This is a genomic window from Rhodocytophaga rosea (assembly GCF_010119975.1).
GTDB classification, from domain to species: Bacteria; Bacteroidota; Bacteroidia; order Cytophagales; family 172606-1; genus Rhodocytophaga; species Rhodocytophaga rosea.
Genome location: NZ_CP048222.1, coordinates 7,942,821 through 7,959,145 on the forward strand (window position 1 = coordinate 7,942,821; position 16,325 = coordinate 7,959,145).

The 16,325-nt window shown below is 39.0% G+C and carries 9 protein-coding genes; 7 read left to right on the forward strand and 2 right to left on the reverse strand.

Annotated elements, in window-relative coordinates; all coding sequences use genetic code 11:
* Window positions 1-22 precede the first annotated feature (22 nt).
* Window positions 23-232, reverse strand: a complete 210-nt coding sequence (locus tag GXP67_RS32560; protein ID WP_162446983.1) for a hypothetical protein — start codon at window positions 230-232, stop codon at window positions 23-25.
* Window positions 233-500: 268 nt separating this feature from the next.
* Between GXP67_RS32560 and GXP67_RS32565 the strand changes: the two genes are divergently transcribed.
* From GXP67_RS32565 to GXP67_RS32585, 5 genes are all read left to right on the forward strand, one after another.
* Window positions 501-2,684: a carboxypeptidase-like regulatory domain-containing protein gene (locus GXP67_RS32565; protein WP_197901601.1), complete on the forward strand. Its 2,184-nt coding sequence runs from the start codon at window positions 501-503 to the stop codon at window positions 2,682-2,684.
* An 83-nt stretch (window positions 2,685-2,767) separates the two neighbouring features.
* Complete coding sequence (locus GXP67_RS32570; RefSeq protein ID WP_162446984.1) at window positions 2,768-3,352, forward strand: hypothetical protein; 585 nt, start codon at window positions 2,768-2,770, stop codon at window positions 3,350-3,352.
* 1,416 nt (window positions 3,353-4,768) lie between these two features.
* Window positions 4,769-11,086, forward strand: a complete 6,318-nt coding sequence (locus GXP67_RS32575; protein WP_162446985.1) for a hypothetical protein — start codon at window positions 4,769-4,771, stop codon at window positions 11,084-11,086.
* A 38-nt stretch (window positions 11,087-11,124) separates the two neighbouring features.
* Window positions 11,125-11,928, forward strand: coding sequence for a T9SS type A sorting domain-containing protein (locus GXP67_RS32580; RefSeq protein ID WP_162446986.1), 804 nt, complete (start codon window positions 11,125-11,127; stop codon window positions 11,926-11,928).
* 412 nt (window positions 11,929-12,340) lie between these two features.
* Window positions 12,341-13,294 carry an enoyl-CoA hydratase/isomerase family protein gene (locus GXP67_RS32585; RefSeq protein WP_162446987.1) on the forward strand — a complete coding sequence of 318 codons (954 nt, stop codon included), beginning with the start codon at window positions 12,341-12,343 and terminating at the stop codon, window positions 13,292-13,294.
* Between the two features lie 135 nt (window positions 13,295-13,429).
* On the opposite strand, the gene GXP67_RS32590 is transcribed toward GXP67_RS32585, so the two are convergent.
* Window positions 13,430-13,900, reverse strand: coding sequence for an OsmC family protein (locus GXP67_RS32590; protein WP_162446988.1), 471 nt, complete (start codon window positions 13,898-13,900; stop codon window positions 13,430-13,432).
* Between the two features lie 596 nt (window positions 13,901-14,496).
* Between GXP67_RS32590 and GXP67_RS32595 the strand changes: the two genes are divergently transcribed.
* On the forward strand, window positions 14,497-14,907 hold the full coding sequence (locus GXP67_RS32595; protein WP_162446989.1) for a hypothetical protein: 411 nt from the start codon (window positions 14,497-14,499) through the stop codon (window positions 14,905-14,907).
* Between the two features lie 309 nt (window positions 14,908-15,216).
* Window positions 15,217-16,308 carry an efflux RND transporter periplasmic adaptor subunit gene (locus GXP67_RS32600; protein ID WP_162446990.1) on the forward strand — a complete coding sequence of 364 codons (1,092 nt, stop codon included), beginning with the start codon at window positions 15,217-15,219 and terminating at the stop codon, window positions 16,306-16,308.
* The last annotated feature ends 17 nt before the right edge of the window (window positions 16,309-16,325 follow it).

Genomic DNA, 16,325 nt, shown 5'->3' on the forward strand with positions numbered 1-16,325 from the left:
CTATTTTAATTTAAGTATTGTTTTATTTTTTATGAAAAGTTTCTCTTACTACAATTCCTCTGATCTGATTGGAATGATTATCCAGCCATACCTGGGCATAAAACGTGCCCAGCCAATATAAATTTACCCTGTATTTTCCTTCCCAGCTACTGTTGCAATACATCCCATGATTCCACACATATTGCGCTTTTTCTTTGAGGGGTAGAGGTATGAGTTCTGTCAGTGAGTGCATAAAATTTAGTATTATATAAGGGTTAAATCTGAAGAATGGTGTTGAGGATTTCTTATGTGTTTAATGGAACGAGTCAGAAAAAGTAAACTATATAGATGTGTATTTTTGGTAGATACAACCGGAAAAAATAAAAGGTATATTCGATAAAAATAATTGATGCCTAAGGATAGTTACTACCAGTTGTTGACTTACATTCTAAAAATGAGTAAACTGGCTAACCTGTTTTATTTGGGTGAAATTTCTGCTTTTTAAACCTAACCTAAAACCTATGAAATCCATCATTATTCTGTTTGAAAAAGGGAAGCAATATACAATGCACATCCTGTTGTATGGTACAGTATTGAGCTTTTTGTTAACATTCTATGCCTGTCAACCTTCCAATACAACGGCTTTACAGGTGAAAGAGGGAGAAATAGGAGGAGTGGTTACAGGTCCAAAAGGCCCGGAAGCAGGCGTTTGGGTTATTGCCGAAACAACAGACCTTCCTACCAAGTATGCCAAAATTGTAGTAACCGATGACAATGGCCGCTATCTTATTCCGGAACTTCCGTCTGCCAGTTATTCAGTTTGGGTACGGGGATATGGATTGGTAGATTCTCCGAAAAAAACGGCTAAACCTGGAAAAGAACTCAATTTAGAAGCAGTGGTAGCCCCTACGCCACAAGCCGCTGCCGAGTATTATCCGGCAGGGTACTGGTTTTCTCTATTGAATGTGCCTGATAAAAATAATTTTGCTGCGGAAGGGGCAGAAGGCAATGGATTTTCACCCATGTTAGGTACACAGGCAAAATTCCTTTCAAATATTAAATCAGGTACTTGCCTGGCTTGTCATCAATTGGGAAGCCAGGGAACCAGGAAACTGAGTGAATCACTGGGCACATTTAAGTCTCCGGTGGAAGCCTGGGAACGGCGTTTGCAATCAGGCCAGGCGGGCGCTATTATGACTTCTGCTATTCATCAGGTTGGACGAGATGGAACCTTAAAGATGTTTGCCGACTGGACAGAACGCATTAAAGCTGGTGAATTACCTCCGGCACCTCCCAGGCCGCAGGGAATCGAGCGAAATGTAGTGATTACCCAGTGGGATTGGGCAGATCCAAAAGCATACCTGCATGATGTAGTTTCTACAGACCGCAGAAACCCTACTGTAAATGCCAATGGACCAGTGTATGGAGCCCTGGAAGTAAGTGCCGATTATATACCCGTGTTAGATCCTAAAACACATACAACCAGCCGTATTCCTCTTACCGTTCGCGATACCAGTACACCTTCGTCTTCGGGCGTAGTCATGCAGCCTTCTCCATATTGGGGAACAGAAGCGATCTGGAACAGCAAGACCAATGTACACAACCCCATGCTGGATGAAAAGGGACGTTTATGGATTACGGCTACGGTTCGCCCTGCTGATAATCCGGATTGCTGTAAAACAGGTTCTGATCTACCTTCAGCTAAACTTTTTCCGGTAAACAGGGCAGGCCGCCATCTGGGTTTTTATGATCCTGCCACTAAAAAATATACCCATATCAGTACCTGTTTCAGCACACACCACCTGATGTTTGCCGAAGACCAGAATAATACACTCTGGACAAGTGGTGGTGGGGAAGTGATAGGCTGGCTGAATACCAAACAATACCTGGAAACCGGTGATGAAGAAAAATCACAAGGATGGACTGCCCTTATTCTGGATGCAAATGGAAACGGTAAACGGGATGAATATGTGGAACCAAAAGATTCAATAGATCCCAAAAAAGACAAGCGGATTGCCAAAGGGCTGTATTCTGTTGCTCCGGCACCAGATGGTTCTGTATGGGGATCTACTCTCGGCTATCCAGGTGGCATTATCCGACTCAATCCAGGTGCTAATCCTCCTGAAACAGCACTGGTAGAATATTATGAACTGCCTCTGGATGCGAAAGGGGCACCTATTGAAGGATTTTCTCCCAGGGGAATGGATATAGACCGCAATGGCATTGCCTGGGTAGCTCTGGCGAGTGGCCATATGGCTAGCTTCGATAGGAAGAAGTGTGGTACGCTCAATGGGCCTAACGCAACAGGCCAGCACTGTGCTGAAGGCTGGACTTTTTATACAGAACCTTTGCCACAATTAAAGGGAGTAAATTACAAAGGTAGTGCTGAGTCCAGCTATTATACCTGGGTAGATCAATTCAATACCTTTGGTCTGGGAGAAAACACTCCAATCAATACCGGAAATGAGTCTGAAGGATTACTGGCACTTAAAGATGGAAAATGGGTGGTTCTCCGGGTACCTTATCCGATGGGTTTTTATACCAAATGGATGGATGGGCGCATTGATGATCCGAAAGCAGGCTGGAAAGGAAAAGGATTGTGGGCCACTATCAGTACAAGAGCACCTTTTCATATGGAAGGAGGTAAAGGTAATACAAGCAAAGTATTTAAATTCCAGTTACGTCCTGATCCACTGGCAAGGTAAAATGAATACTGCTGATTCTAGATTTATACCAATCTGAATACTTATAAATGTTTTTTTAACTTATCAAAAGCAAATAAATACTTATGATACGAACTAGCAAATGGCCAGAAAAATTATTCTGGTTTTCAGAATCAGTTGGGTTTTTCAAGGCAAACTTCTTTACAATTTTTGGACTTGGGCTCGTAGCGGCGATTGGACGGGCCGTACAGATGAAAGCATTTGGACCTATTTCGCCTTCTTCGAATGTAATACTGGAAATAGTAATAGAATCTGCCAGGGTGCTTATATTTTTATATGCGCTGGGTTTATCAAATGTCCGGAGTGGCTTTACAAAGTTAATCAGGATATTTTCCAGCTCAGATAGCCGAAAGAAAAGCTGGTATACGGCCTTCCAAAAATTAAAAAATCAGTGGCTGAGCCTGTTAACTAATATGACCGTTTTTCTTTTATCTGCCTGGGTTATTAACTTTCTCATTGATTACGCCGCCTATCAAACTTGCCTGTATGCTACCCTAAAATCAAACCAGATTATTTCTGATCAGGCTTCAGTGTGGGCTTTTATATTATTCTTTAAAAATATATCGGTTATCCCTTTTACATTGGTTTTCAATGCCTTGTTTTTGTTATGGATTACAAATAAGTTGACTATTGGTAAACAAGAATCATAAACCTACAAAGCAGCGATTATTTCAATAATTACAAGGGAAATTCATAAATAAAACCTTGTAAGATTGAATAATAAAACAGCTATAGCCTGAAAAGCTAATAGGCCATCATCCAACTGATTCCAGTTGATTTTAGTAAGTGTTTTTATCATAAAACCTCTACCAGAATCAAAGCTGGCGCAGTGGCAATATGGACAGGACTGAAAGGTAGGGAGAAGGAAATAGAAAAGCAGCTACAATCGCAATCAGACTGGTTTTGTATCCCTATTCATCGAATAATTGAGCGGCTTCTGCTAAGCCTACAAAAGTAGATAGACTTCAACCAAATCTGTAAAAACAAAGTCAAAAATCACTGGCCATACCGCCAACTACAGCGATTCTGCAAAGTCCGGTTTTATTATAAGGCTATAATCAGGCATGGAGCAAAGCCTTTCCACTCTACCAATGGTGTATCAATCTCCATCCACCTAATAGAATAGCCGCTTATAGGTATAATTAAAGGTATAAAAAGCCCGATTCCGGAAGCAATGGCATATCTGGGTTCTGGGGAATTGCTTTAACACTAAGGGTCCGGATATTAAATACAGATTTTAAAAGAAATAGGATGCCTAACCAGAAACGGCAAAGCTACCTCCCAGCGAATGCCCATTCCTATGCAGTATAAGTAAAGAAAGCATGAAGTCCCATGCCTGGGCTACTAGTATAGGATTTCTGCCATACCCACCCATCGGCAGGCTGCAACAAATAGACTAATGTAGTTGCCATAAGTACTCCACTGAATGGTAAACCAGCCTGACTTAAAATCAATGAGTTTACTACAATGATATACATCGAAGCCAGAAATGAACTGATGCCTGCACCAATTATTGTCTTTAAGGATGGCTTTTAATACGATGGCTAAGTTGAGTCAGCCTAAGTTAACGTGAACTATGGATTAGCGAAAGCAAAAGGGCTCAAATATGTTCATCAAAATTATTAGATAATTGCTGGGATTCACCACGCATGGTTTAAAATAGGCTATATCAATACTTCAAATATTCATAAAGTCAATAGTAGCTTATTACGGAAAGCGTATTTGAAGTATTGATCAGATTGAATTCAGCTTTAAAGCGAATTGATTAAGGACCCCACCTACGTAAGGTTATAGGCATCTTGTAAAAAGAAATAATAGATGGAATGATTTCTTTTGATTAGGAACAAAGAAATATACACTGATAACCAAAGGATTATGGAAAACACCATTTTCTTAATATCTAAGCCCATAAGCCTAATTATCATTATACCATTTATAGCATTGTTCTGATTGTTTCTAATAGAAATGAACTAGCCCTTTATCTCTTTAGATGAGGATAACGAGGTAAGAATCAATGATAAACATTCAATTAAACACTATTTGCTAATACTTTTTTATCCATAACTATGACACAAATTTACCAAACCTTAATGCCTGACTTAAGGAACATAAAAAGGCCGGTAATAGGCTTGTTGAGTATTATATTAACGTTACTATTAATAGAATCAAGTTATGGGCAGGCTACCTACGACTGGCAAGGAGGTAATAATTCATGGGCTACTGGTAACAAATGGAGCCCTAATAGAAATAGCCCAAATACTGCAGATACACTTATTATCAAAAATGGGGGAACGGTTACTTTAACCAATATTCCTACTCAAAACGTTGGGCAGATACGGATTAAGAATAATACCTATGCTATTCTTCAGGCTAATACTTCTGGAAACACTCTTACTATTGGAGGGGGAACAGGCCCAGATTTAATTGTAGAGGCTGGTTCAACACTTGAAATTAATACAACAAATGGTTTAAATATCAAGCTAGCAGCTGGAGCCACGGCATATATTGGTGGGAATATCATATTCAGTGGAAATACAAGTGCAGCAAGTCCTCATTCATTGGATGCAAATGATGCCGGCGCTATTGTTTTTAAAAATGGATCTTCATTTACCCAGAATAGTACGGGTAATGCTTTTACTTCTACGGGAACCAATGAAACTGTGGTATTTGAAAGTGGGTCGACTTATATTCAACAAAGCGGAGCAAATCCGTTTGCAAAAGCAATCCCTAATTCTAAGATAAAATTTAATACAGGTAGCTTGTATAGTCACCGTCAAACAAGTTTCGAACCTTCATTTGCAGGAAGAACATATGCTAACTTTGAAATCAATGCTCCGGGCTATACTCAGACTTCCATCGGTACAAATGGATTAACGGTTGATAATTTTTCAGTAGTTAATGTGAGTACTATGACAGTAAATCTAACTGGCGGTATTAATATAAAGGGAAATCTTTCTGTACAAACAGGGACTCTTACCTTTAATCCTTCTTCTGCAAATATAATCACCTTTGGTGGTTCCGGAAATCAGAATATAACAGGTAGTGGCATATTAAGTTTTAATTCTAATACTACTGTTGCCATGCCTGGTATAGTTACCTTACAAAAGGATCAAACAATTGGCGGGCCTTTAAATGTAGATGGTACACTCAAATTTGACGGAACCACAGCCAGAACGCTTACGCTTACCGGAAATATGTCTGGGTTGGGTACCATTGATATGAGTGGAGGAAGTCTGGCCCATATATTAAATATAGGCGCTTCATCAAATTCTATTGCGAATCTTATCAACTCGGGTACTTGTAATAGCACAATCAACTATAATGGTACTGGCAACCAGGTTGTGATGTCAGGTGTAGATTATGCTAATTTAACTATTTCCGGAGGAGGTATAAAATCGCTTGCCGCTGCTGTGAGTGTTTGTAATGCACTAACAATTAACACCGGAGCAACGCTAACCTTAAGTGGTTTTGATGCAACAGTAGATGGAAACACCTCGGTTGCAGGTACATTAAACGCAGGTCTTTCCTCAGTAATGGGAACAAGCTCATTCACGCTGAGTGGAACGATTATAACTGCTTCACCAGATGGTATCAATTCGGGCACAAGTGTAGGAAGTATACGGGTAAGTGGCACAAGAACGCTTACTTCAGGTTCATTCACGTATAATGGCACTGCTCCTCAGGTTACCGGAAATGGAATACCGGGCACTGTGATAAATTTCACAATTAATAATACAGCTGCTACTCCAACTGTAAGCTTATCTCAAAATTTGAATGTGTCTGGTTTAGCCACATTTACCGCAGGTGCCTTATCTATTGGCAGTAATACGCTTTCCTTGAATGGATCTACTTTTATTGGCAGCGGTACGATTATGGGAGGAACAACATCAAGTTTAATCATTGGAGGATCGTCAGGAGTTAATATAGATATACCTATTATTACTAATGGCCTGTTGAATTTGACCGTTAATAAAGGTGGCATAAATAATGGAGGGATACTTCGCCCAGCAGGTAACGTTACTATTTATAATGGAGGTACATTAAGTTTATTATCTGGATATATTACCAACTCAAACACGATAACGATGGGTGAAGATGGTAATGCTATCACCAATATTATACGTAGAGGTGATATTTCAGCTATATTTGCTGCTCCCACTTTTAATAATAGAGTGAATGTAACCTATACAGGAGCCACTACATATAGCCCTCAGCCCAATACAGGGCCAGAACTACCTACTTCTTCAACAGCCTTAAATAACCTAACAATTGGAACAGGACCTGCCATTTTGGTTACGCTTGGATCTAGTGCAACACCTGTTGTAAATGGAAGTTTTACAATTAATACAAGTTCTGCTACAACCGGTCTAAATCTAAATGGTAGAACTTTAACTATTAATGGAAATTATTCGAATATTTCATCTGGTACATTTACAGGTTCTTCCACATCGTCTATTATTATCAATGGAGACAATAAAAATGTTAATGGAAATATACGATTTAATCAGACTTCGTCCGCAAGTAGAAGTCTTCAAAACTTTACCTTAAATCGTACAGGTACCGGTTCAGCCTTTACAATAATTACAAATGCAGAGATTACAAATGCATATATTACGAGCGGAACACTTACAGCTTCGGGAACCGATATTTATATTGCATCAGCCTCTATTGAAGCGAATGGAAAGTTTATCAATAACACAACAGCTGTTCCTGCTGTTTTTCCAACCTCTACTACTTCTCGAGCTTTTAACAATACTAGTGCTGGTACAATTACAGGTTCATCCATAGTAAACAAGTTTGACAGATATCAGGCTTCTGCTGATGCTGGTAATATTATAACAAACACAGCCAGCGACATTACTTTTGTCAGAAACGGTCAAGGCAGTGTATATGCTTTCAGAAATAAATTGTTCAGCCCGGTTCCTAATACGGCAGTAATTCAATTCCAACTTGGAGTGAATTCTACAGTACAGAATACAAGTGGAGCAGGAACGCTGATGTTGGGTAGTAATTTAGGAGATGATGCCTTAAAACCAACGGCTGCTGCCCGCTTGCAATTCAATCTGACTACTATAAACAACAAGATTTCTGTCACCAGCCCTGATGGTACTCCTTACACCAGTGCAGATAATTTGAACCTGGGACAAAATTTTACCTGGGTGATTAATAATTCAGGTGCCCCTATAAATTATACCGGCCCTGATGGAAACAGTTACAATTTAGCTACTGGTTTGAGCGAATTATGGCATAATACCACTAGATTAGCAAATAACCTTCAGTTCCAAGATGTAAGCCAGACCATCAATCAAATCAAGTTTGTAATGGATGATGGTACTGGTAGTATTAGTTTAAAAAACTTACGCATTAATCCATTAGCTACTATCAATACAGCCTCTATGGCTTGTTATACGGCAGGATATACACTTAATGTTGATTATACTGCAACATATCCAGGTACAGTTACTGCTGCTACAGCAAGTTTTAATGAGGGTAATGAGTTCAGAGTTCAACTTTCAGATGTTAACGGGAACTTTAATAGTGGATCTCTAATAATTGGTGGAACTAATATTAAGTCTACTGCTGCAAGTGGTACGGTGCAGGCACTCATTCCTGCCTATTATCTGGGTACTAATTATAGATATAGAGTAATCAGCACTGATCTAAGTATACAAACTGGAATAAATAATGGGGTAAGTATGTATTTTGTATCCCCAGGCTTGTCTCAGTCTATGCTTCCTTCTGGTAATGGCCCTATGCTTACCGCTAATACGGCTGAAAGTGCATTAACAGGAACAATAGTTACTACTACTTTGAGTAATGTTGTCACGGGCGTGGGAACTTCTTTCACTTCACAAATTTCTGTTGGAAAATTGTTGAAAAGATCGAGCGATAATCAGGTAATAGGTACGGTACAATCGATTACAAATAACAATTCGCTGGTTTTAACAAGTAATGCGGCTTCTACAAATGCAGCCATATCTTTTAAAACTTCATCAGCTACCAGCTTCCAGTGGGGATACCGTACTTCTTCAGGCTCAGGGTTTACAGCCATTCCGGGTGCTACAGGACAAACCTATACCCCAACAGGGTCACACTTTGCCTCAGGAAATCCGGGCACTTATTATGTGGTATGCCAGATTAGTATTGGAAGCTGTATCAACACAATCACCAATGAAGTAATTATTTATATTAATTGTACAACCGGCCCTACAAATTATATCACCAATGGTAAATTCGACAATACCTTAACTGGGAAAGTTTCGGCAAGTACGGGATCTACTACAGTTACAGGTACGGGAACTTCGTTTACTACGCAACTTAGGGTGGGAAGGCGTTTATACAGTAGTCCGGATTCTTTGTTAGGGACAATATCTTCAATTACCAGTAACACACAATTAACATTAACAGCTAACTCCAAATATAGTGTTGCTAATAAAGATTATTTAACAAATTATTACAACCTTCCTTTGGTTGGAACTATTACTACTAATACTGCAAGCACTACTGTTACCGGCACAAACACACGTTTTACCGAGCAAGTAAATGTGGGTGACCAAATCATGAGAAATGATAACAGTGTGTTAGGTACTGTCGCTTCAATAACAAACAATACCACGTTAATTCTTACTGGAAATGCCTCTTCCAGTAACACTAATATTAAATTCAAATCAAATTTTAATAGCGCATTATATACTGGAACGATTACAACCAATACAGCTAGTACAACTGTTACTGGGTCCGGAACTTCATTTAATACACAAATTAAAGTAGGCGATTTGATTAAAAGAGCTGATAACACGTTAATAGGCACGGTTGCATCTATTGCTAATGCTACATCTCTCACACTTGTCTCCAATGCAATATCTAGCAATACTGGTATTGCCTACGGTTCTAACCCGGCTTCGTTTGGCAACAGTGGAGTAGGATTTAATACAAATTATATTTACACAGCCAATAATTTATATCCTGAGGGATTATATTCAATAGGAACAGATCCGAATTATTATCATAATGCTTTTTGTAATGCGTCTGGGAATAACATGCTTATTGCTAATGCGGATGCTTCGAATACCAGGATAGTGTGGTCACAGACTTTGTCTGGCTTATCTCCAAATACCAACTATGTGCTTACCTTTAACGCCATAAGTTTAGCAGGCCCTGCGAATAGCTTAGTGTTTGGAATGTATATTAACTGTAACCGGGTAGGAGAGGATATCATATCAGGATTTACCGGCAATTGTAGTTGGGCAAAATATTCTATACAGATTAATTCAGGTAGTTTAACAACTTTTGATTTAGCGATTGCTAATATTAGTTCTGCCGCTTCCGGCAATGATATTGGAATAGATGATATTGAATTTTATCAATGTAGTGCGGTTCTTGCCGTACCATTCGCTCCGGCAAATACGTTTAAATGGAGAGGTTTTTCAACAAACTGGTTCAATTCTGATAACTGGGGTGTTTGTCCTGGACTGTTGCCTACCTGCGCAGATGATGTGGATATTCCGGCGAATGCACCTAATTATCCTATCATCAATGCGAATGGTGCAGTAGCCCGTACTGTAAATATAGATGCTGGCGGAGCACTTACTATCAATGCCGACCGTAATCTGAATGTGTGTGGAGATATTATTAATAACGGTACAATTACTAATTTAACGTCTGCAAGCAATGCTGCTACAATTACATTTATCAGTTACAGTACTGCTACACTGGCACCATCTCCAATACCCACCAAACAAACAGTGAGTGGTATAAGTCCATTTACAAAAGTTGTCATCAACCAGAACCCAGTACTTTCCGGTGGAGTAACGCTGGCAAATGATGCTACAATTAACACTAATCTGGACATCAAAACTAACAATACTTTAACACTGAACGGGAATACTCTTACCCTCAATGGAGATATTTCTTCCAGTACAGGTACTATTACTGGAGGCAATACTTCACGTTTAATTATCAATGGGACAGGAGATGCAGGAACGCTTAGGTTTACAAGTGGCAATCGGACTTTGTCCAGGCTGACTATGAACAGAAGTACGTCAGGCCAGGTAACATTGGGTACAGATCTTTTACTGGCAGGTGGTTCGAATGCACTGATATTGACAAATGGCATTATTAATACGACTAACACTAACTTGTTAACGCTTAATGAAAGTTCAGGCGTTTTTGGTTCAAGTGCATATGTGTCAGGAGGTTCAGATGCAAGTCATATTAACGGCCCCATTGCTAAAATGACAAATACTACTAATCATTTTACTTTCCCAACAGGTAAGTCAGGTAATTTAGGAGAAATTGGTATTAAGCCTGCTTCTACAAGCGCTACAACGTTCAGGGGGAATATTTCAGGCAGAACCCTTATACAGCAATTGGCTCAAGTGTAAAATCTCCCCTCGACCACGTAAGTTTATTGGAATACTGGATGATGGACCGTCCGACAGGCACAAGCGCGGGTCAGGTAACTTTGTTCTGGTCAAGCTATACCGGGGTTTCTGATGATCCGGCAGAATGGAATCAATTGAGGGTAGCACATTATAAATCAGGTCAATGGCAATCGGAAGGGCCCGGTTCAGGAGCAATTGCAGAGCCAGGTTTCTCTTATGATTATGGATATTTAACTTCTGATGCAGTAAGTACATTTAGTCCATTCACGTTTGGATCACTAAATGTTTTCAATCCATTGCCTGTTGAGTTATTAGATTTAACAGCTTCACCAGTAGATAAATCAATAAGAGTGAACTGGGTTACAGCCAATGAGCACAATAGCAGCCATTTTATTTTGCAGAGAAGCGCTGATGGTATTCGATTTTCTGACATAGCAACGATTCAGGCAGCTGGTGAGTCAAAACAGGTACGTACTTATACTTATCTTGATAAACTGCCGCTCAACGGAGTTAACTATTACAGACTTCAACAAGTAGATAAGGATAATACCTCTGGTGCCTCTAAAATAGTATCTGCTCATATTTCGGACCAAGTAAACCAAAAGTTTGAAGTTTATCCTAATCCTTCCGATGGTAAGCAGTTGTATATACAAGTTCCTTATAAAGGAGAAATTACGGTAACTTTACTTAACATGGCAGGAGCAGAAGTATATGCTCAGCGTACCATGGCAGATGGAAGTTTTGCTTCTGTACAACCAAGTCATAGCCTGGCGACTGGCATGTATGTAGTAAGAGTATCCACAGGAAAGGGTACTTATCAACAAAAACTGCTTGTAAAGTAACAGTATTAGATAGATAAATCTTTTTGAATTAAAGTTAAAACAGCCCTTAGGTACTTATCCTAAGGGCTGTTTTATTTTCATTTTAGATATTCCGAGTTAATAAATATTTACCTGCTTAAGATATACTAACCATAAGTGTAGTTCAACAGATAGATCAATAAGTTGACTTGCAGAAAGTGTTATGCTTATACATGTATGTTGGGCAAATATACTTTAAATATACCTCATCAGCTTGCCTGTATACCTTTTATCTACTTTCGACAGTTTACTGCCTTTTTTACAACTTCTATCTTTGTACGATCGCAAAAGCCAATCACTTCTCATAGATATGAGTTGCTAATACCAGATATAGGTATTTGAGACACTATAATTGAAATGCTATAACTTAACTAAACACAGACAACAAACACACATGAACTTAATTTCTCATTTTCCAACACTATTATCTTTAAAGGAAAATATCCGGAGCCTGTTTAATCCATTTAAAGTTATTACTAATAAGAAAAGCGCATCAGATCTGACAACCGATTTTTCTAAGGATGCTGCTGATAGTCGGCTGAACCTTTCTACCGGAAGCCCGACATTGCTGGCTTGCCGGAAAAATCATACCCTTACGTTGATTTTAAATCGACCTGAAGTATTAAATGCTATTAATATAGAAATGGCAGATGCATTACTGGAACAATTAAAAAAAGCTGCTGCAGATCCTGCCGTAAGGGTAATTGTTTTAACTGGTAATGGCCGGGCTTTTTGTTCTGGTGGAGATTTAAAATTTGCCTTGGAAGCCAACCCACTACAGCCCGGTAACTCTTTTCAGGCATTAACTTCCATTTTGCATGAATGTATTGAGGTCATTCGTATTATGGCAAAACCTGTAATTGCTTCCATCAACGGTCCAGCGGCTGGTGCAGGACTTTTTTTATCCCTGGCTTGTGATATCCGAATTATGTCTCAAACGGCTTACCTGAAAGTTTCAAACCCGACCTATGGATTATCTTTGCCTGCTGGTGGCACGTTTACGCTTCCCCGGCTTATAGGCCTGGGTAAAGCTCTGGAATTGATTATTATAGATCAGCCTGTAACCGCAAATGCGGCACATACTATAGGACTGATCAGTTACGTAGCAGATAATACTTCTCTTTCATATCAAACTGAATTACTGGCAGAAGAATTGGCACTAAAGGCGATCCATACCATAGGGCAAGTAAAGAAGTTACTCAATGAATCTTTCATTCACACGTTAACTGAACAGTTATTAGCTGAACAGCAAGCTATTATTCAAAGTGCCAACCATGCGGAAGGAAGAGAAGGCTTAGCTGCTTTTGTGGAAAAAAGAACGCCTGATTATGTGAAAAAGCATGTATAAAGTATTCCGGACTATCGTAATTACCTATACTTATTGTGATTTTAATCTTAACCCATTTTCTGGATGCTTATATAAAACTGGCACAGATACATAGTTGGAACAGTGCAATATTAATAAAATAGATTAGATCACCTGCTAATTAGTTTTTGCCTGAGGCAAATGTTTTACCGGAAAATTAACAGAATTGGCAATGAAACAAAGCTGATGTGCCCGGTTATGTAATTCATCTAGCTGATAGAGGGAGCCAGGCGTAGAAATGGTGACAATGGGGTGCAAGGTCACTTCTGTAAATCTGCCGCCACCGCCTGCTGTTTCTACCATCTTCCCACTTGGATTGTCTACATAATCGGTTACTATGATTCCTTGATCGGCACACAAATGCAGAAACCAGAGCATATGGCAACTGGAAAGCGAAGCAACAAGAAGTTCTTCTGGGTTATATTTTTGCTTATCGCCCCGGAAGGCCGGGTCCGAAGAAGCTAAAATTTCAGGTTTGTCGATAGCTGAGATCCGATGACTTCTTTCATACATCCGGTAGCCGGATGTACCAGTGCCTGTATTTCCGGTCCAGGTAATAGTTAAGGTATATAGATGTTCTTTATCCATAATACGTAGTAAAAACAACAGATATTTGAAAATGAATTTTCGTACTATAACATGCAATTCCTATTCTGAAAAATAAAGAATTTATGAATAATAAAATGTGCTATTCATTCTCATTTTTGATTTTCAATACTTTTATACGCACAAGTTGTTCCAATCTATATAAAACTAAACAACAGTTGGAAATTCTGCCTGCGCTATTAGAGGGATTGTCTTATAAATATATCGCCAACAAACTTGATCTGAATACCCATACTATTGATATACATAATGTCACTTATTCGAGCGGCCGAATTGCCACACCGGAACTGAAGCTGTACGGATTGCCTTAAGAAAAAACAGGTTACCCTCAGAAGCCTCAACCGAACGATAAATGATTTGAAAAATAAAAAATCTGATCTGATCTGACCTGAACTGATATATATTACATGCAAGGAACCTGTTCGACCCAAAATAGGTTTCTTCAAAGATGTATCTTTTTTATTAATATCATCGTAAGCATTGGGTATAGTTAAAGTACAATTGTGTATGTTTGCTATCCACTTCTTGCCTGTACATTTAACTTTATGCTGTAAAGTTTGGCCCGGATGATAAAGTTTATGGTAAGATTTTTTTTGTTTCTGTGTATTCTCTTGTTGAGCGGATATAGTCAAATTTTCGCCCATACAGCTAAAGAGAGTGCTTTCTATTCCCAAACAGACAATCTTACAGCATCAGAACAGGTTAACTCTGGCATAATACAAACTGATCAGACGTTTGTTACTAAGCCTTCCACTTCTGGTACTCAACAAAAACCGGTAACACAATTTGCTGATATTGAAGTGGAGGAAGATGAATCTCTCTCTTCCAGGAAGTATACAGAAATCAGTTATTATGTTACTTCTATTTTTTACGCCCGGATACTTGAATACTTTTTCCGAAACCTGAACAAAGGATTTCTTTTCCGGAAGCATATTTCTAATATCTCACCTCTCAGGTGGCATCTTGTTATTCAGGTGTTCAGGATATGAAACAATAATCCTCACGTGTTCTTAGACTGTCTAAGCACTCCTTTTCATTCCGTTTTATTTAATTTTAATCGCAGTCCTTCGACCATTTTTCTATGGTCTTCTATAAAAAGTGCAAATTTATCACGGAGAGTGAAAATTTTAATCTCTTTTTAATCATCATTTAATGCCTTTTTAATATACATTTAATGCCCGTTTAATGCATTATATCAAGCTTTGTATGCCAACTTAAGGCAACTCAAGTATATGTTGTATTTGCACCTCACCCAATACCTATTAATAAAATTATATTGTTTTAAAAGAATAATAATTATGAAGAGAATTTTCATGCTAATCGGATTATGTGCCTTGTTGTGCCAGACAAGCTGTCATTTTGAAGATGCAGAAGCGGAAGCAAAGGAAGAAGAAGTCAAATTTATGGTTACCAGTCCTTTGAATAAAGACACATTGATTACCAAAGATTATGTAAGTCAAATCCACTCTATACAGCATATAGAGCTGAGAGCGATGGAAAAAGGTTACTTAGAAAAGATTTTTGTAGATGAAGGAAAGTTTGTAAAAAAAGGGCAACTCATGTTTCAGATCATGCCTATGCTCTATCAGGCCGAATTGCAGAAAGCACAGGCCGAAGCTAATTTTGCCCAGATCGAATATCAAAATACTAAATCCCTTGCCGATAGTAATGTAGTAGCTCCCAATGAACTGGCCATGGCAAAAGCCAAATTAGCTAAAGCAAACGCTGAACTGGCATTAGCCCAGGTTCATCTGGGATTCACGCAGATTAAAGCGCCTTTTGATGGCATCATGGATCATTTTCAGGTGCGGTTAGGAAGCCTGGTAGATGAAGGGGATTTGCTTACTACCCTGTCAGACAATTCTAAAATGTGGGTGTATTATAATGTTCCCGAAGCCGAATACCTGGAATACAAAACCAAGGTTAAGAAAGACAGCATGATGAAAGTAAACCTGATCATGGCTAATAATAAACAATTTGAGTATCCAGGAATAGTTGAAACCATTGAAGCCGATTTTAACAATGAAACCGGAAATATTGCTTTCAGGGCCACCTTTCCAAATCCCAATGGCCTCTTACGTCACGGAGAAACAGGGAATATACAAATGACCGTACCTCTTAAAAATGCCCTGATTATCCCGCAGAAAGCCACCTTTGAAGTTCTGGATAAGAAGTATGTATATGTAGTGGACAAAGAGAATGTATTACGGTCAAAGGAAATTACTATTGCCGCTGAATTGCCTCACATCTATGTAGTTCAAGATGGGCTGGCTGTTACGGATAAAATTCTTCTGGAAGGCTTACGGCTGGTACGGGAAAATCAAAAAATCCACTATTCATTCGTGCAGCCTACTACTGCCCTGTCTCAGTTAGAATTGTATGCCGAATAATCCACTATCCTAAACAG